The 18,148-nt window shown below is 37.3% G+C and carries 16 protein-coding genes and 2 tRNA genes; all 18 read right to left on the bottom strand.

The genetic code is table 11. From position 1 onward, the window contains the following. Window positions 1–314: 314 nt before the first annotated feature. The 18 genes from lysS to DN410_RS25110 all read right to left on the bottom strand — a co-directional run bounded on the left by lysS (window position 315) and on the right by DN410_RS25110 (window position 17,989). A complete protein-coding gene (gene lysS / locus DN410_RS25195; RefSeq protein ID WP_048526409.1) occupies window positions 315–1,814 on the bottom strand; it encodes a lysine--tRNA ligase in 1,500 nt (499 codons plus the stop codon). A gap of 159 nt (window positions 1,815–1,973) precedes the next feature. Next, window positions 1,974–2,972 (bottom strand): tRNA dihydrouridine synthase DusB, encoded by a 999-nt coding sequence (gene dusB, locus DN410_RS25190; protein ID WP_149178481.1) that lies wholly within the window; start codon window positions 2,970–2,972, stop codon window positions 1,974–1,976. 23 nt (window positions 2,973–2,995) lie between these two features. Continuing rightward, window positions 2,996–3,199, bottom strand: coding sequence for a helix-turn-helix domain-containing protein (locus DN410_RS25185; protein WP_000387027.1), 204 nt, complete (start codon window positions 3,197–3,199; stop codon window positions 2,996–2,998). Next, window positions 3,151–3,666: a 2-amino-4-hydroxy-6-hydroxymethyldihydropteridine diphosphokinase gene (folK, locus tag DN410_RS25180; RefSeq protein WP_149178480.1), complete on the bottom strand. Its 516-nt coding sequence runs from the start codon at window positions 3,664–3,666 to the stop codon at window positions 3,151–3,153. Before folK ends, DN410_RS25185 begins: the two co-directional genes overlap by 49 nt. Next, window positions 3,663–4,025 (bottom strand): dihydroneopterin aldolase, encoded by a 363-nt coding sequence (gene folB, locus DN410_RS25175; protein ID WP_149178479.1) that lies wholly within the window; start codon window positions 4,023–4,025, stop codon window positions 3,663–3,665. Before folB ends, folK begins: the two co-directional genes overlap by 4 nt. After that, the gene (folP, locus tag DN410_RS25170; RefSeq protein WP_149178478.1) at window positions 4,026–4,886 is read right to left on the bottom strand and encodes a dihydropteroate synthase; all 861 of its coding nucleotides are present in this window, start codon (window positions 4,884–4,886) and stop codon (window positions 4,026–4,028) included. It lies immediately after the preceding gene. Continuing rightward, entirely contained in the window at window positions 4,861–5,733 is an 873-nt protein-coding gene (pabC, locus tag DN410_RS25165; protein ID WP_149178477.1) for an aminodeoxychorismate lyase, read from the bottom strand. The genes folP and pabC overlap by 26 nt, the downstream gene beginning before the upstream one ends. Beyond that, window positions 5,727–6,314, bottom strand: a complete 588-nt coding sequence (pabA, locus tag DN410_RS25160) for an aminodeoxychorismate/anthranilate synthase component II (protein ID WP_149178476.1) — start codon at window positions 6,312–6,314, stop codon at window positions 5,727–5,729. Before pabA ends, pabC begins: the two co-directional genes overlap by 7 nt. 5 nt (window positions 6,315–6,319) lie before the next feature. Beyond that, entirely contained in the window at window positions 6,320–7,717 is a 1,398-nt protein-coding gene (gene pabB / locus DN410_RS25155; protein ID WP_149178475.1) for an aminodeoxychorismate synthase component I, read from the bottom strand. Between the two features lie 222 nt (window positions 7,718–7,939). Then, entirely contained in the window at window positions 7,940–8,863 is a 924-nt protein-coding gene (gene cysK / locus DN410_RS25150; RefSeq protein ID WP_149178474.1) for a cysteine synthase A, read from the bottom strand. 112 nt (window positions 8,864–8,975) lie between these two features. Further along, window positions 8,976–9,851 carry a redox-regulated molecular chaperone HslO gene (gene hslO / locus DN410_RS25145; protein WP_149178473.1) on the bottom strand — a complete coding sequence of 292 codons (876 nt, stop codon included), beginning with the start codon at window positions 9,849–9,851 and terminating at the stop codon, window positions 8,976–8,978. 6 nt (window positions 9,852–9,857) lie between these two features. Continuing rightward, entirely contained in the window at window positions 9,858–10,646 is a 789-nt protein-coding gene (locus DN410_RS25140; RefSeq protein ID WP_149178472.1) for a type III pantothenate kinase, read from the bottom strand. A 244-nt stretch (window positions 10,647–10,890) separates the two neighbouring features. Then, on the bottom strand, window positions 10,891–12,792 hold the full coding sequence (ftsH, locus tag DN410_RS25135) for an ATP-dependent zinc metalloprotease FtsH (RefSeq protein ID WP_149178471.1): 1,902 nt from the start codon (window positions 12,790–12,792) through the stop codon (window positions 10,891–10,893). An 85-nt stretch (window positions 12,793–12,877) separates the two neighbouring features. Continuing rightward, on the bottom strand, window positions 12,878–13,420 hold the full coding sequence (hpt, locus tag DN410_RS25130) for a hypoxanthine phosphoribosyltransferase (protein WP_000981842.1): 543 nt from the start codon (window positions 13,418–13,420) through the stop codon (window positions 12,878–12,880). Then, the gene (tilS, locus tag DN410_RS25125) at window positions 13,417–14,847 is read right to left on the bottom strand and encodes a tRNA lysidine(34) synthetase TilS (protein ID WP_149178470.1); all 1,431 of its coding nucleotides are present in this window, start codon (window positions 14,845–14,847) and stop codon (window positions 13,417–13,419) included. The genes hpt and tilS overlap by 4 nt, the downstream gene beginning before the upstream one ends. 252 nt (window positions 14,848–15,099) lie before the next feature. Continuing rightward, on the bottom strand, window positions 15,100–17,571 hold the full coding sequence (spoIIE, locus tag DN410_RS25120; RefSeq protein WP_149178469.1) for a stage II sporulation protein E: 2,472 nt from the start codon (window positions 17,569–17,571) through the stop codon (window positions 15,100–15,102). A 259-nt stretch (window positions 17,572–17,830) separates the two neighbouring features. Continuing rightward, window positions 17,831–17,902, bottom strand: a tRNA-Glu gene (locus tag DN410_RS25115). Between the two features lie 13 nt (window positions 17,903–17,915). Further along, a tRNA-Met gene (locus tag DN410_RS25110) sits at window positions 17,916–17,989 on the bottom strand. Window positions 17,990–18,148 lie beyond the last annotated feature (159 nt).

Here is an 18,148-nt window from a genome sequence, read left to right as displayed (position 1 = left end):
CAGTTTTCAAAGAACTACTTCGTCGCCCAGAAGCGACTTTATTAATATAACATTTCGTTATATTTTCGTCAACAACTTTTTTTAATAAGTTGTTTTTCGTTTGTTTTGCTTGTTACCTTTCGTGGCAACGAATATAAATATACCAGTTTGATTATTAAAATGCAATAGTTTTTCTAATAAAATTTTTAACTTAGTAAAAAAGTATAAAAACAGCACATTTCTTCTATATAAATATAATTTCTCACACTATCAAGATTTACTATCTCCAGGCAACTCATACTCAAATAAAAAAGCTTTGGAGAAATCTCCAAAGCTTAATCTTGTTTATGACGCATAGCAGGGAATAATAGTACATCACGAATAGATGGTGCATTCGTTAATAACATAACAAGACGATCGATACCAATTCCTAGTCCACCTGTAGGAGGCATACCATACTCAAGAGCTTCGATATAATCATCATCCATCATGTGAGCTTCGTCATTACCTTGTTCGCGTTCTTTTAATTGCGCTTCAAAACGTTCTTTTTGATCGATTGGATCATTTAACTCAGTGAATGCATTTGCATGTTCACGTGCAACGATAAATAATTCGAAACGATCCGTGAATCGTGGATCTTCATCATTCTTTTTCGCAAGTGGCGAAATTTCTACCGGATGACCGTAAATAAATGTTGGTTGGATTAATTTATCTTCTACTTTTTGTTCGAAGAATTCATTTATAATATGACCAACTTCCATTGTATCCTTAATATCTACATTATGTTCTTTTGCAAGTTCACGCGCTTCTTCCACACTCATTGGATTCCAGAAATCTGCTCCAGAATGTTCTTTAATTGCATCTACCATATGAAGACGTGTCCATTCTGGTTCTAGATTAATTTCATAATCACCATATTGGATTGTTGTTGTACCTAGTACTTGTTTCGCAATATGAGCAACCATATTTTCTGTTAGTTTCATAATATCTTTATAATCAGCATACGCTTCATACAATTCAATCATCGTAAACTCAGGATTATGACGAGTTGATACACCCTCATTACGGAATACACGACCGATTTCATAAACTTTTTCTAATCCACCCACGATAAGGCGTTTTAAATGAAGTTCAATTGCGATACGCATATATAATTCCATATCTAACGCATTATGGTGCGTAATGAAAGGACGAGCAGAAGCTCCACCTGCAATTGCATGCATCATAGGTGTTTCCACTTCAAGATAACCATTGTCATCTAAGTATCTTCTCATTTCACGAATAATCTTACTGCGAGTAACGAATGTTTCACGGCTTTCCATACTTGTAATTAAGTCTAAATAACGTTGACGGTAGCGTTGTTCAACATCTTTTAATCCGTGGTATTTATCCGGTAGCGGACGAAGAGATTTCGTTAATAGTGTAAAGCCCGTTGCTTTTACTGAAAGTTCTCCAACGTTCGTTTTGAACACTTTACCTTCAATACCTACTAAGTCACCTAAATCTGCTGTTTTAAATAATTCGTACTCTTCATCTCCAACAGCATCTTTACGAACATAAATTTGAACTTGTCCATGTAAATCTTGAATATGTGCAAATCCAGCTTTTCCTTTACCGCGTTTTGTCATAATACGACCAGCGATAGAAACAGAGATTTCTTTCTCTTCTAATTCTTCTTTAGAGAACTCTCCATATAAGCTTAATAAGTCATTTGTTGCATTTGTACGTTCAAATCGTTTACCGAACGGATCGATTCCTTGCTCACGTAAGTTATGTAGCTTTTCACGACGAACAAGCAATTGGTCGTTTAATTCTTCGTGGTTCATGTTATCCATGGTATTGATATCACTCCAGCTCTATTAATTTTTACAATATATACAGTATAGCATTTTCTACTCAACTAGAAAAACTGCCAGCAACTAACTGGCAGTTCTTCTTTCTTTCACGTAATTATAGGAAGTGTATAGAAGAATGTCAATCTTCCCTATCTATTATTAACCAACGTGAATTGTTTGTTGTTTCACTTCTACTTCTTCTACAAACGCACCTAATACATTTGCAAGGTCTTCACGCGTATTACAAGCATTGATACCATTACGTACAGTTGCATTACCACGAATACCTTTTAAATACCAAGCTGCATGCTTTCTCATCTCTCTTACAGCGACATTTTCGTTCTTTAAATCGATAAGACGATCTAGATGCAACATACATACGTCAATTTTCTCACGCACTGTCGGTTCCGGCATTAATTCACCCGTCTCTAAATACTTTACCGTACGATAAATCATCCACGGATCTCCAAGAGCAGCGCGACCAATCATAACACCATCTACGCCAATTTCATCAATCATACGCTTTGCATCTTGTGGCGTTGCGACATCACCATTTCCGATAACCGGGATATTTACAGCTTGCTTTACTTGTTTAATAATATCCCAATCCGCTTTTCCTTCATACATTTGTACGCGTGTACGCCCATGAACTGCTACCGCTTGTCCACCAGCACGCTCAACAGCTTTTGCATTCTCGATTGCGAAAATATGATCCTCATCCCAACCGATACGCATTTTAACTGTAACTGGTTTTTTAACAGCATCTACAACTGCCGCTACCATTTCATATATTTTATTTGGGTCTAAAAGCCACTTTGCTCCCGCATCACACTTAACGATTTTCGGTACTGGGCATCCCATATTAATATCAATGATGTCTGCTGTCGTATATTGATCTACATATTTCGCAGCATCTACAAGAGTTTCTTTCTCTCCACCAAAAATTTGTAAACTTAATGGTTTTTCTCTCTCATCGATATATAACATATCTAATGTTCTTTTATTGTTCAGTAGTATTGCCTTATCACTTACCATTTCGGCACAAACTAGGCCTGCACCGAATTCTTTTACTGTCAAACGGAATGCAGAGTTACACACTCCCGCCATCGGTGCTAATACAACCGGATTTTTCATCTCAATATTTGCGATTTTTAACACTCGATTTACTCCTTCCTTCATGGTCACTTTGGCATTAGCTCATCTATCGAGACCTTTAATGCTTTAGCAACTTCCACTACAAAATCTTGGGAAGGCGATCGATTCCCTCTCTCAACTTCACCTAAAACAGATACAGATACCCCTAATTCTTTTGCAAAACCTTCTTGTGTATAACCTTTTAGTTTTCGAAAAGCACGAATGCGTCTTCCCCATTTTTCTGCTTCCATACCGTTACTTCCTCTCGCCTTTTCATTTCTTCTACTTGTGAACGTGAAATGTTTTGTTTTATATCTTGATTAATCTCTAACAACGGAACGATAACAAAAGCTCTTTCGAACATCCGCGGATGCGGAACAATAAGATTCTCTGCTTCAATATTTTCTTGATTATATAGTAAAATGTCAAGGTCGATAGTCCTCGGGCCCCACCTAATTTCCCTTTTTCTTCCTAGGTCATTTTCTACTTTTTGCGTTACTTTCAATAATTCTTGCGGTGATAAATTGGTAGAAATTTTTATAACTAAATTTAAAAAGCAACTTTGGTCAGTATAGCCAACTGGTTCCGTTTCATATACAGACGAAACATCCTCAACTTGGATATAAGGATTTTTATCTAGAAACTGAATCGCTTCAGTTAAATACGTATAACGCTCTCCAATATTTGAACCTAATGCAATGTACGCTATATTATTCATGGACGTTCTCTCGTAATTTCCACTGCTACAGCACGATAATGCCCAGGTATCGGCGGGTCCGGTTTAATTACTTTAATTGTACAACGCGAAATACTCTCATATTGTTTCAATATATCTGTAGCGATATTTTCAGCAATACTCTCTACAAGCTTATACGTTCTATCTTCAACAACTTTTCTACATAGTTCGAAAAGTTCTCCATAATTGACCGAATGCTCTAATTCATCACTTTCTCCTGCTTGTTTCAAATCCAATTCCACTGTTAAGTCCACTTTAAATCTCTGACCTAATTTATTTTCCTCCGGGAATACACCATGATAACCGTAAAACTCCATATCATGAATATAAATTTTATCCAATTACTTTACCCCCTTACCAATCATCGCATCCATCATCTTAGCCATACGCGCCATTTCCTTCACATCATGAACACGAACAAACTCACAACCCTTTTCAATGCCGAGACAAACGGTAGCTCCCGTTCCCTCAAGACGTTCCTCTACCGGTAGATCTAGCACATGCCCAATAAAAGACTTTCTTGAAGTACCTAAGAGAACTGGATAACCTAGTACATTTAACTGTTCTAAATTGCGCATCGCCTCTAAATTTTGTTCAGGTGTTTTAGCAAAACCGATGCCCGGGTCTAAAATAATATTCTCATCTCGCACACCAGCATCTTTAGCAATTTTAATACTGTCATATAAGTCAGCAATCATATCCGCCATTAAATTACGATAATTCATGTTATCGCGATTATGCATTAAGATAATAGGTACATCATAATGAGCTGCAACTTCAGCGATTTTTGGTTCCGCCTTCGCTCCCCAAACATCATTAATAATATGAGCACCAGCTTCAATTGCTTGTTTTGCAACTTCAGCTTTATACGTGTCGATAGAAATAGGCAATTTCACCTCTTTTGAAACAGCCTGAATCATTGGAACAACTCGTTTTATTTCTTCTTCCACTGATACTTTAGCGAAGCCCGGACGAGTAGATTCGCCACCAATATCAATAATATGAGCACCTTCATCTCGCATTTCTTTCGCATGGCGCACTGCAGCATCTACCTCGTTGTAACTCCCACCATCAGAAAACGAATCTGGTGTTACATTTAAAATCCCCATAATTAACGTTTTTTCATTTAAGTTCAATGCATATTCGCCGCAGCGCAAATCATAATCCCACTTCAAACTACACATCTCCTCTTCGCAATTCATTTCTGCTCCACAATTTCTCTCTCTGCATTTCATAAAGATTCATAAATCTTTTTGTAACCATACCTACTTTACCCGGGAAATCTCGTCCCTCTATACGAGTAAGCGGAACAATTTCTTGAATCGAGTTTGTTACGAAGACTTCATCAGCTGAAAGTAATTCATCTTTTGTAAAGAAACCTTCCTTTACTTCTATACCCAGCTCTTCAGCAAACTTTATAATAAACGCACGAGTGATACCATTTAAAATCCCTGTTTCGAGCGAAGGTGTATATAAAACTTCACCTTTCACAAAAAAGAGATTCGAAACAATTCCCTCTGCAACATAACCTGCTTCAGTAAGGAAAATACCTTCCTTATTCACAACACTTCCAATTTCACGCTTCCCTAAAATGTTATTTAAATAATGATGAGATTTCAAGCGCAACGCCCCTTCCGGCGTATTGCGCACCTGTTTTAAAATAACCCCTTCTTTTTCCACTATATCTCCTGGGGCTGCTAAAGGTTTTATAAAGACAATAACAGACGGTTCTTCATACATTTCTGTTTGCAATCCTATTTCATCTATACCCGCCGAAACATTAAAGCGTACGTACGCGTGCTCCAATCTATTCTTAACGAGCAAATTTTTCAAAATAAACATTACATCATCTTTTGTCATTGTCCATCTGATTTGTAATGTATCCAGCGCATCTATTAAACGGTTATAATGGTCATCCAACAAAAAAGGATGACCATTATAAATACGAAACGTCTCAAAAACTCCAAGTCCATATAAATAACCATGGTCATAAGGAGAGATTTTCGCTTCACTCGCTTCTACATACTCACCATTTACGTAAATTAACATGATGCCACACTAGGACTATATTTACGAATAAAATTCTGTAGCAACTCTTTCCCATGAGAAGTCATAATAGATTCTGGGTGGAACTGCACACCTTCAATCGGCAATGTTGTATGACGAAGCGCCATAATTTCCCCTTCCGCCGTCCAAGATGTTACCTCTAAACAATCTGGTAACGTCTCTTTCTTAACAATTAAGGAATGGTAACGCGTCGCAGTAAATGGATTAGGAATATCCGAAAAAATCGTCTTTTCATCATGATGCATAAGCGATGTTTTCCCATGCATTAATCGCTCTGCGCGGACAACCTCTCCGCCAAACACTTGTGCAATGGATTGATGCCCAAGACAAACCCCAAAAATCGGAATCTTTCCGGCAAAGTATCGAATAACCTCCATACTAATTCCTGCTTCATTCGGACTACATGGACCTGGCGAAATCATTAAAAAGTCTGGTTTCATATTCTCAATATCTGAAATAGTCACTTCATCGTTGCGTTTAACAACAAGCTCTTGTCCAAGTTCTCCAAGAAACTGCACTAAATTAAATGTAAAAGAATCATAATTATCAATCATTAATATCATTTCTCTCACCTAACCGTTTCTTCGCTACGTTCTTTTGCACGCCATAAAGCAATCGCCTTTTTTAACGACTCTTTATATTCATTTTCTGGATTTGAATCAATTACAATTCCCGCTCCTGCTTGTACATGCGCTTTTCCATCTTTAGCAAGAAGTGTCCTAATTACAATATTCAATTCTGTATCTCCAGAATAACCGATCCACCCGATTGAACCTGTATAAATCCCTCGGCGAACAGGTTCTAATTCTTCAATAATTTCCATCGTACGTATTTTCGGGGCACCAGTAATTGTCCCACCTGGGAATACAGCCTTCACTAAATCAAAAGCATCTTTATCTTCTTCCACCTCACCACGCACATTAGAAACAATATGCATAACATGTGAGTATTTCTCAATTACCATAAATTCATCTACTTCTACAGTGCCATATTTACAAACACGCCCTAAATCATTTCGTTCTAAATCCACAAGCATGACGTGCTCTGCTCTTTCTTTTTCGTTCTCAATTAATTCTCTTGCCAATTCTTCATCCTCTTGCTCGTTCGCCCCTCTAGATCTCGTTCCAGCAATTGGTCTTGTACTTACTTCGGTTCCTTGTTTCTTAATTAGCAACTCTGGCGATCCACTAACAATTTGAAAATCCCCAAGCTCCAAGTATCCCATATATGGAGATGGATTAATTTCACGAAGACTTGTATAAATTTCTAGCGGGTGTGTTTGTAACGTTCTTTCTTGTCTTGTTGACAAGTTTACTTGGAACACATCACCAGCACCAATATATTCTTGAATACATTCAACCGCCTTCATAAAGCTTTCTTCAGTAAAAGCAACTGCCTCACTTTTCTTTTCAGGGCGCGCAAACGGTATAGTCACTTCCGGAACTTCTGTCGTCCACAGAATCTTCCATTCATTTAATCGCTCTTTTGCCTCTTCATGCTTATCTACATAATGTGTAATAATCCATAATACTTTTTCTTCTTGATCATATACAAACACATCATCAAATAATAAAAAGAATATATCAGGTATATTAATGTCATCCTCCGCAAGAGAAGGGAGTTTTTCAATGTAACGGATACAATCATAACTAAAGTAACCAATTGCCCCCCCTTGGAAAGGCGGGTACTCTGGATTATGGTCTGTTTTCCATTTCTCCATATATTCTTGCATTAAATTTAATGGGTTCCCTCGCTTTATTGTTTCCTTACCACTTTCGCTTATATGTAACGTTTCATCCTTCCCTTGGATTACCGCTACCGGGTTCAACCCCACAATGTTATAACGGCCGCCACGTCCACTTTCTAACAAAATATGCTGCGACTTATCCTGAGAAAGAAATTTATATTGCTTAAAAAAATCTAACTGATATGGAATAGAAAGCGCTAAAGATTTTCTTCGTTGCATATCAACACCCCGTCTTCTTTTATCCCACCCTCTTAGATTAATCATTTCAAACTACATATGTTATGTATATGGAGAATGATTATACTCGAGAGCTAGTGAAAATAATTTAATTATACTACCTCTTATTTTACATGAAGTTTTCTAGTCATTCACTCTTTTCCTATTTCCAATCCAAAAAGAAAAAGCATCCTTTTTCAAGGATGCTTTTTCAACCACATTTAATTAGGATTCAAATTGATAAAGCGGTGTACTTAAGTAACGTTCACCATTACTTGGGATAATAACAAGTACCTTTTTCCCTTTACCTAACTTTTTGGCAACTTCTGTCGCTGCATAAATAACTGCTCCTGAAGAGATACCCACTAAAATACCTTCCTCTTTAGCCACTCTTCTCGCATATTCAAACGCTTGTTCTGCCTTCACTTGAATGATCTCATCATATACTTCTACATCCAACGTCTCTGGGATGAATCCCGCCCCAATTCCTTGGATTTTATGTGGACCCGGTTTTCCACCAGATAATACTGGTGAATCAGCAGGTTCTACTGCATAAATTTTAATATCTTTATACGCTTCCTTCAGTACTTCACCAGCACCAGTAATCGTTCCACCTGTACCAATACCTGCAATAAACGCATCTAATTGGTCACCCATCTGTTCAACAATTTCTGGCCCTGTTGTTAGACGATGAATTTCTGGATTCGATTGGTTTTTGAACTGTTGCGGTATAAAGTAGCCATGTTCTTTTGCTAATTCAGTCGCTTGACGAATTGCTCCGCCCATCCCTTCAGGCCCTGGAGTCAATACTAATTCAGCACCATAAGCACGTAATAAATTACGACGCTCAACACTCATTGTTTCTGGCATAACTAAAATCGCCTTATATCCTTTAGCTGCCGCTACCATCGCTAAACCAATTCCTGTGTTACCACTTGTTGGCTCAATGATTGTATCGCCTTCTTTTAATAATCCCTTTTTTTCAGCATCTTCAATCATAGCTAATGCAATACGATCTTTAACGCTGCTCCCCGGATTCATAAATTCTAATTTCAAGTATATATCTGCGCTGTCTGATTCTACGATGCGGTTCAACTTAACGATCGGCGTTTTCCCGATTAATTCTGAAACTGATTGTGCCACTCGCATTCCTGTCACTCCTAACACCGAGTATTTTTATTGGTTTTATCTATATTTAGATTTTGTCAGAAAATTCCCTGTTTGTCAATCTATTTGGAGGATCACTCCCCTTAATTCCTTATTACAGATTCTCAATTAAATTTGTAATATCTTCTTTAGAGAACTTGTATCTCTCATTACAGAAATGACAATGAACTTCCGTCTCTTCCTCTTCTTCACGAACTTGTTCTAACTCTGTTTTACCTAAACTAATTAACACGCTCTCAATACGTTCACGCGAGCACGTGCAATTAAATTGAACATCCATCGTTTCTAATACTTTTACTTTATCTTCACCCAGCACTGCATATAGTAACTCTTCTGGAGAAAGACCTTGTTCGATTAACGTTGATACAGGAGGGATTTTTTGCAAGCGATCTTCAATAAATGAAATTGTTTCTTCCTGCGCACCTGGCATAATTTGAAGAATAAATCCACCTGCAGCTAATATACTGTCATCTCCATTTACAAGAACGCCAACACCTACAGAAGAAGGCGTCTGTTCAGAAACCGCGAAATAATACGTGAAGTCTTCTCCTAATTCTCCGGAAACGATTGGAGATTGACCGATAAATGGCTCACGCATACCAATATCTTTAATTACTGTTACAAAACCTTCTGTACCTACCGCTTGATAGACACGTAATTTCCCCTGCTCTGTTCCTTCAAAATCAACATGCGGATTTGTTACATAACCACGTACATCCCCATTTGCATGAGCATCCACTAAGATAGGGCCGATTGGGCCATTACCTTCTACCTTAATCGTCAACTTTTGTTCACCTTTTAACATCGCACCCATCATTGTACCCGCAGTCAAAGAACGACCAAGCGCCGCTGAAGCTGTTCTCCATGTATCATGACGTCTTTGCGCCTCACTTACCGTGTTTGTTGTACGTACACTATACGCACGCACTTCCCCATCAAACGCTAACGCTTTTACTAAATAATCTTTCATACGTATTTATTCACCTTTCTCATGCTGTAAATTTGCATTACGCTCATATAACATATATAAACCTTTTAACGTTAAGAATGGATCTACAACATCAATTACATTCGATTCTTCTGAAATTAATTTCGCCAATCCACCTGTTGCAATAACTTTCGGTTCTTGTTTAGCTTCCTCTTTCATACGCTTAACAATACCTTCCACTTGTCCAACATATCCATAAAGGATACCAGATTGCATCGCACTTACCGTGTTCTTTCCAACAACACTACTTGGTTTTGTAATTTCAATACGAGGAAGTTTTGCAGCCCTACTATATAAAGCCTCTGCTGAAATCATAATTCCTGGCGTAATTACTCCACCCATATAATGCTTTTCTTCGTTAATATAACAATATGTAGTAGCCGTACCAAAATCAACAATAATAAGTGGACTTCCATACAAATGGATTCCTGCTACTGCATTTACAATTCGGTCTGCGCCTACTTCACGTGGGTTTTCATATTTAATATTTAGTCCCGTTTTTATTCCAGGCCCTACTACAAGCGGTTTAATTTTAAAATATTTTTCACACATGCGCTCTAAAGCGAACATAATTGGTGGTACGACTGAAGACACAATAATACCTTTCACATCTTCAAACGAAAGACCTTCATGCTCAAGCAACTGCTTTACAAGCATCCCATACTCATCTTCTGTTTTATGACGATCTGTTTCCATGCGCCAATGCTGACGAAGTTCCCCATCTTCAAACACACCTAACACCGCATTTGTGTTCCCTACATCCAATACAAAAATCATATTCTCACCACTTATCTTATTTAATCTATATTTGTGCAATATGTATAAAACTTATAAAAACATCATATCACACATACTTATATAATCATTTTTTCTATACTCATCATTTTACAAAAAGATTGCTCTCTATTTCAATTTTTAATACTAGTTTTACTGAAATTACTTTATCCCATAAACTCTCAACGATAATTAGAAAAAATTTCAACAAACAAAAAAGGAGTGACTATCGTCACTCCTTCATTTCTTACTTATCTTCTGATTCTTCATCGTCTTTCTTCATGTTGATGTTTACTTTCACATCAGTTGAAGATGTTGGACGTTCTGGCAATCTGCCGTAATCACATAAATGATTGATTTGCTCTGCATCTAACGTTTCTACTTCAAGTAACGTTTTCGCAATAAGATCTAGCTTATCACGATTGTCAGTAAGAATTTGTTTTGCACGAGCATAACATTCTTTCATGATCGTTTGCATTTCCATATCGATTTCATGTGCAATCGCATCACTATAGTTTTGTTCTGAATGGAAGTCTCTTCCTAAGAACACTTGACCACCTTGTGAGCTACCGAATTGCATTGGTCCAAGTTTGTCACTCATACCAAATTCTGTAACCATACGTCTTGCAATACCAGTCGCACGTTGGAAGTCGTTGTGAGCACCTGTACTTACTTCACCAAATACAATCTCTTCAGCTACTCGACCACCAAGTAAACCAGTGATTTTATCAAGTAACTCCGGTTTTGTCATGAAGTAACGATCTTCTTTCGGAAGCATTACTGCATATCCACCAGCTTGACCACGAGGGACAATTGTTACTTTATGAACGACATCGGCTTCATCAAGAACAACACCAATTACAGTGTGACCCGCTTCATGGAAAGCAACGATATTACGTTCTTTTTCAGAGATAACACGACTCTTCTTAGCCGGACCTGCAATAACACGATCCGTTGCTTCATCGATGTCACTCATATCAATTTTCTTCTTATCTTGACGCGCAGCTACTAAAGCAGCTTCGTTTAATAAGTTTTCAAGATCGGCACCAGAGAATCCTGGCGTACGAGTTGCAATTGCTCTTAAGTTGATATTCTCATCAAGCGGTTTATTACGAGCATGTACTTTCAGTACAGCTTCACGGCCATTTACATCTGGACGATCTACTGTAATTTGACGGTCAAAACGACCTGGACGTAATAACGCTGGATCAAGGATATCAGGACGGTTTGTCGCAGCGATGATAATAATACCCTCGTTTGCACCGAATCCATCCATTTCAACAAGTAATTGGTTCAATGTTTGTTCACGTTCATCATGGCCACCACCAAGACCGGCACCACGTTGACGTCCTACTGCATCAATTTCGTCAATGAAGATGATACAAGGAGCATTTTTCTTTGCATTTTCGAATAAATCACGTACACGAGATGCACCGACACCGACAAACATCTCTACGAAGTCAGAACCACTAATAGAGAAGAACGGAACGCCAGCTTCACCTGCAACGGCACGTGCTAGTAAAGTTTTACCTGTACCTGGAGGTCCCACTAATAGAACACCCTTCGGAATACGGGCACCAACTTCAGCGAACTTACGAGGATCTTTCAAGAATTCAACTACCTCAACAAGCTCTTGTTTCTCTTCATCCGCTCCAGCAACATCTCTGAAACGAACTTTTTTCTTTTCGTCATTATATAACTTCGCCTTACTTTTTCCGAAGTTCATAACACGGCTACCGCCGCCTTGAGCTTGGTTTAATAAGAAGAAGAATAAAATGAAGATGATGACAAACGGAATGATAGAAGTAAAGAATGTTACCCAAGCACTTGTTTCTTCTGCTGGTTGATACTTAACTTCAGCACCCTGCGCTTTATCATTAATTTTCTTTTGTAATTCCTCAGTATTTGGTGCATAAGTAACAAATTGTTCTCCTTGACTAGAAGTATTAAATTGTCCTTTTACTTCAAACACACCATTTTTCGGTTGAAGTTGCACGTTGCGCACTTCACCTTTTTCTAGTTTAGTAATGAATTTATCGTAGCTAACTGGTGTCGTTTTTTGCGTCGAACCATTAAAATAACTCACGATTCCAATTACTACTAGGAATATCAGTAAATAAAAGATGGTATTACGGAAGATACGATTCATTCCTAACCTCCTCTCACGGCATAAACACTATAGTAAATCGTAACATAGAAAAACTTTCCTATACAATTGTAACGCCTGTATTTAATTAATTTGAGTAAACACTTGGTTTTAATACTCCCACATAAGGAAGATTACGGTACTGCTCTTTATAATCTAATCCATATCCTACAACGAATTCATGTGGAACAGTAAACCCAACATAATCTGCTTTCAGATCAACCTTGCGGCCTGTTGGCTTATCTAATAGCGTAACAATTTTTACAGATTTCGCTTTACGATATTTGAATAGGTCTACTAAATAACTTAGCGTAAGACCGCTATCAATAATATCTTCAACGATTAAAATATCGCGACCTTCTACAGAAGTATCAAGGTCTTTTAAAATTTTCACTTCACCTGTTGAAACTGTAGAGTGACCGTAGCTAGATACAGCCATAAAATCCATTTCAAGATATGTATCTGTTCTCTTTAATAAATCTGCCATAAATGGCATTGCGCCCTTTAATACACCAATCGCAAGAGGTACTGTGTTTTTGTAATCCTCTGCAATAATCGCACCTAATTCGCGCACCTTTTCTTGTATTTGTTCTTCAGAAATTAATACTTTTTCGATATCTTGATTCATCATTTCATTATCCTCCCGGAAGACTCCTTGCTTTTGTAGTGAATAATCATATATTTATCCTTCTTTGCCATTTCTTTCGAAACAGCAAATGCAGATCGCTTCAACAAGGGTACCCAAATAATATTTCCACTTGCATCACAAACGACCGGCCATTCTTCCCTTTTTTCTTTTGGTACTTTCGCTTCGATAAAAATAGCTTTTATCTTTTTGGTGCCATTCATACCTTGTATTGACATGCGATCTCCATTTTCTCTAGAGCGAATACGAAGTGGATAAGATATATCATTATACTTAGCAACAAATACTGTTTCATTCATGTTACTTGGTATATCTTCGCTCACCTCTGTTACCAGTTTATCACCGTTCGATAATGTAACTATCCCTGGTACTGATAAACCTTGCGAAAAAGGAGAAACAATTTCTTGTTTAAATCTAAAGCTACACTCCTCGTATGTTCGGACAATTTTTAAATCACCTGGGAAATCAAGTGAACCCGAAGGTTGTGTCCGCTTAAAAAACTCAATCACTTTGTCAATATGTATAGAAGAAAGAGAAGACGGAATCTTATATTCATAAAGATAGTTTAATATTAGTTGAATCCCTCTCCTTTGTAAAGGCAAAGACATGGATTCGAAGGCAGGAATTGATAAGCTAATTTGTTTATCACTTTTTTTTGTAATTACTTTATTCATTTTCTCAAAAGCTAATTCCTGCAAATAAGCCTCATCCTCTTGCATCTGCACGCTAAATTTTTGAAATTTCTCATGCACTTGTGGATTTTCTTCTTTCAAATGAGGAAGGACATATTTACGTAATCGATTCCTTGTATATACTTCCTTTTTATTACTCGGATCTATACGGGGAATTACATTTAGCTTATTACAGTAATTAATAATTTCTTCCTTCGTTACTCCAAGTAACGGCCTAATTAAATATCCATTATGAAAAGGACGCTTCACTGCAATTCCTGCATACCCTTTTGGAGTACTCCCTCGTACAAGGCGCATTAAAATTGTCTCTACTTGATCATCTCCATGATGCCCAAGAGCTACATATCTCGCATCATATTTCTTCATTATTCTTTCCAAAAATGCATATCTGCATTCTCTAGCAGCAACCTGCGCATTCATCCCGTATTGCTGTTGATATTGCGATACATTAATCCTTATTGTTTCACAAATAACCCCCAGCTCTTTACAAAGATTCTGCACAAACTGTAGGTCCTCATGAGATTCATCGCCTCTAAACATATGGTCTACATGCGCTACTACAATTTCCAACCGTTTTGCCTCTTTTTTTTCTAACAAATAATATAAAAGAGCCAAAGAGTCAGGACCACCAGAAACTCCTACAACAATTGTTGAACGTTCCTTTAATACGTCGTGCTGCTTTACAAAGTCATCTACCTTTTCAACAAATGTATCTTTCAACTTCGTAATCACCTTTCATTAAACAAGAACAGCAACGTTAGTTGCCTTGTCTATAATGGTACAACTTTTACAAACATTGTGCAAAAAAAAGATATACAAAAATTGCATTTTTATCTTACATCCTTCGTACATATTCACAAAAATAATACCATTACCTTTTAAAACAAAAAACCTAGGCATTCACCTAGGTTTTTTATAAATACACTATATTAATCGGTAGTGACCAAACAACCCACCAAATAAAGTAACACTTTATTGCGCCTGCATTCCTACAATTGGAATCGTAGCCCACTTCGGCATATTTTTCTTCACTTTCGCCACAACAATAGTCATATCGTCATTTATATAACCATCACAAGATCGAATTACTTCTTCCATAATGATATCAGCAATTTCTTGTGGGTCTTCGGTTTGCAATTCTTTAATTTTTCGCTTCATCCATAGTTCATGGTTTTCCACATGTTGCGCTCCCTCAAAAATCCCATCACTCATCATAATAAGGATATCGCCTGTTTTTAATTGCTCACCTACCACGTCAACTTCAACATCTTCAATAATTCCCATCGGTAAGTTACTTGCCTCAATTTTCAAAATATTATTCGCGCGCTTAACAAAACTCGGCGTCGACCCAATCTTTAAAAACTTTGCACTCGCATCCCGTAAATCTACCATAGCTAAGTCCAACGTCGTGAACATTTCTTCTGTCGTTCTTAAAGAAAGAATTGAATTAATAGACTTAATTGCTATTTCCTCATCAATACCTGATTGAAGTATTTTTTGTAATAATTTTACCGTTTCCTTACTCTCCATATGAGCTCTTTGCCCATTTCCCATACCATCACTAATCGCAAGTGCATACTTACCAACACTTAAATCCATCATCGCATAAGAATCACCCGAAACGAACCCACCACCTTTTGCAGCTGTAGCCAACCCTGTATCAAGGGAATACGTCTTTGCCGAACCAAACGATATTAAGCTGTGCCCATTTGGATAAGAAGATTTTTCTTCATGCTTAACAACAATATTTTCTTTTAGAATATCAGAAAGCATCGGTGCAACTAATTTTTCACACTCTCCGTGTTCATTAGATGCAGCTGGAATCAACATTTCAATGTCAATACTTCCTCTATCCAAACAATAAATATCAACATGCTCCACTTCAACACCGAAATCACGAAACGCCTGCAAAATCTGTTCTTCCTGTACTTGATGATTTTCTCGCTCTTTTTGTATTTCCTTAGCAAAATCCTCCATAACTTTTGATACACCTAATAATTGTTCCGCTACTATTCTACGATTTTCTTTCATTTGCTTTCGTAATTTCTGTCCTTCATAGAAGTGGTCTAATTCACCTGCTACTAAATCCGTCACTTTTTTTCCTCTGACACAATGCTTGTCCCATTCACGAACTAACTTTCGATTATGTTGCAACGTCCCTTCTTCCGTTTCACTCATGATTTGTTTCATATAATCATATGTTTTATCGAAATTAACTACCCAGCATTGATCCTTTTTAAAACACGTTTGACATGTTTTTGCGGTAATTGTACTTAAGAACAAATCTGCCTCTGTCTCTTTATCTTCCTCCTCCACATACCCATATACAGAAAAGCTATTAGATAAAGCAGCAAACACATTTGCAAATTGATTAATTTTATTCGCTGTAACATCACGCATCCTTCTTAAATATTGTTGTTGATCCTGCGAATGTTCCTGTGTACCTGGCATAAATTTAGCAATACGATCCATAACAAGTTTTGGTGTTAATAAGAAGAACACAATCGCCACACCGGATTCAATTAAAGTTGTTACAATATTCGTTTGCTTGTCTACATATAACGTAATCAAGCTTGTCCCAATTAATAAACCTAAACTAACACCTAGACGCTTCCCTTCTTTTAACAACCCACCAAGCAATCCAGAAAAAGCAAGCAGACTAAGCTGAGACAAACTGGACACATTCGCTAAACTTAATATTAATCCAGTAACAACTCCCACTGTAGACCCTGTAGCAGCACCCGCAATAAATGCAAATACTAGCACTAAATACCTAGTAAAAATATGTTGAATCGACGCATCATATACAAACCAATCTGTTGTACCCGTTAATACAGATGCTAGTAATATAATTAAACAAACGATTTCTTCCGTCTCTAATGCTTGTTGTTTTCCTTTCCTTTCTACCAAAAGCGGAACACTTTGTAAAAATATCATAGTTAACACGAAGCTAAGCCCCGCTTCAATCGTACTAACAAGTAAATCGTACATGGTGACAGTCTGTTGCGCGAAATAGACAACAACTAAGTGTGCAGTTAATGCGGAGATAAATACTTGGAATGGAACAAGTCCAACAGTTTTGCGTGTAAACCGACTAAAGAAGATATTATAAATGAAGAAAGTAAAAATAGATGCAAAGGTAAAAAATAAATTATCTATCGAAACTGAAAGTGCTCCACCCATGAGAGCCAAGAATGCGAGCGGCATTTTATCTCGCTTCATAACATAAACAGCAGCAAAAAATGGCAATGCAAACGGTAAAATGTTTGTTAATATATATGCTCGTCCCAAAAGAAAACCGATAACAACAATAATAAATCCCCATCTAAAGAAAATTTGTTCAAACTTCATTCGCAACTTACTCATCCACTTTATTGTTCCAAGCTGACTCTCATTCATCGCCAATGCACTTGTATTCATAGTATTCCTTCCTGCTTTAGGCATATTTTTAACACCACCTGCATAGTTTAATTACTGTCATTATAAAAGATGATTATTGGGATTTTTGTCAAAACAACAGTTTTCACTTTTATAATCGTTCGACTTTTTATTTGAAATAATTCTACATATATACATAGTATGTAACTTATCTCCGGCATTTTAACAGAACTTTCAGAAAATATAGGGTGATTTTGTAGAAGTATTGTATATCTTAATTTATTTAACAAAAAAAGATCATGCACATTTGCATGATCTTTTTAGATGACCCGTACGGGATTCGAACCCGTGTTACCGCCGTGAAAGGGCGGTGTCTTAACCACTTGACCAACGGGCCGTTAAAATAAATATAGCGGCGGAGGGGATCGAACCCCCGACCTCACGGGTATGAACCGTACGCTCTAGCCAGCTGAGCTACACCGCCATGTCGTCTTATTTAACGGACAATTAGTATCTTACATCAGATATAATTTAAAGTCAACACATCTTGAAAACTTTTTTAAAAATATATTTTCTCATATAAAAAAGCACCCGAGCAATCGCTCTGGGTACCTCTCTATATATTAAGAATTAAACGGTCTTA

This window comes from Bacillus sp. SH5-2, assembly GCF_008368905.1.
GTDB classification, from domain to species: Bacteria; Bacillota; Bacilli; order Bacillales; family Bacillaceae_G; genus Bacillus_A; species Bacillus_A luti.
The sequence above is the reverse complement of the archived record's forward strand: the minus strand, read 5'-3'. Positions and strand labels throughout refer to the sequence as shown.

Bases quoted from the DNA above. Each gene is read 5' to 3' on its own strand.
- DN410_RS25140 (WP_149178472.1), bottom strand. From the start codon at position 10,646: ATGATTTTTGTATTGGATGTAGGGAACACAAATGCGGTGTTAGGTGTG.
- DN410_RS25185 (WP_000387027.1), bottom strand. From the start codon at position 3,199: ATGGAAGCAGAAAAATGGGGAAGACGCATTCGTGCTTTTCGAAAACTA.
- spoIIE (WP_149178469.1), bottom strand. From the start codon at position 17,571: ATGCCTAAAGCAGGAAGGAATACTATGAATACAAGTGCATTGGCGATG.
- folP (WP_149178478.1), bottom strand. From the start codon at position 4,886: ATGAATTGCGAAGAGGAGATGTGTAGTTTGAAGTGGGATTATGATTTG.
- ftsH (WP_149178471.1), bottom strand. From the start codon at position 12,792: ATGAATCGTATCTTCCGTAATACCATCTTTTATTTACTGATATTCCTA.
- hpt (WP_000981842.1), bottom strand. From the start codon at position 13,420: ATGATGAATCAAGATATCGAAAAAGTATTAATTTCTGAAGAACAAATA.
- lysS (WP_048526409.1), bottom strand. From the start codon at position 1,814: ATGGATAACATGAACCACGAAGAATTAAACGACCAATTGCTTGTTCGT.
- pabB (WP_149178475.1), bottom strand. From the start codon at position 7,717: ATGCAACGAAGAAAATCTTTAGCGCTTTCTATTCCATATCAGTTAGAT.
- folK (WP_149178480.1), bottom strand. From the start codon at position 3,666: ATGAATAATATAGCGTACATTGCATTAGGTTCAAATATTGGAGAGCGT.
- pabA (WP_149178476.1), bottom strand. From the start codon at position 6,314: ATGATATTAATGATTGATAATTATGATTCTTTTACATTTAATTTAGTG.
- pabC (WP_149178477.1), bottom strand. From the start codon at position 5,733: ATGTTAATTTACGTAAATGGTGAGTATGTAGAAGCGAGTGAAGCGAAA.
- cysK (WP_149178474.1), bottom strand. From the start codon at position 8,863: ATGCGAGTGGCACAATCAGTTTCAGAATTAATCGGGAAAACGCCGATC.
- hslO (WP_149178473.1), bottom strand. From the start codon at position 9,851: ATGAAAGATTATTTAGTAAAAGCGTTAGCGTTTGATGGGGAAGTGCGT.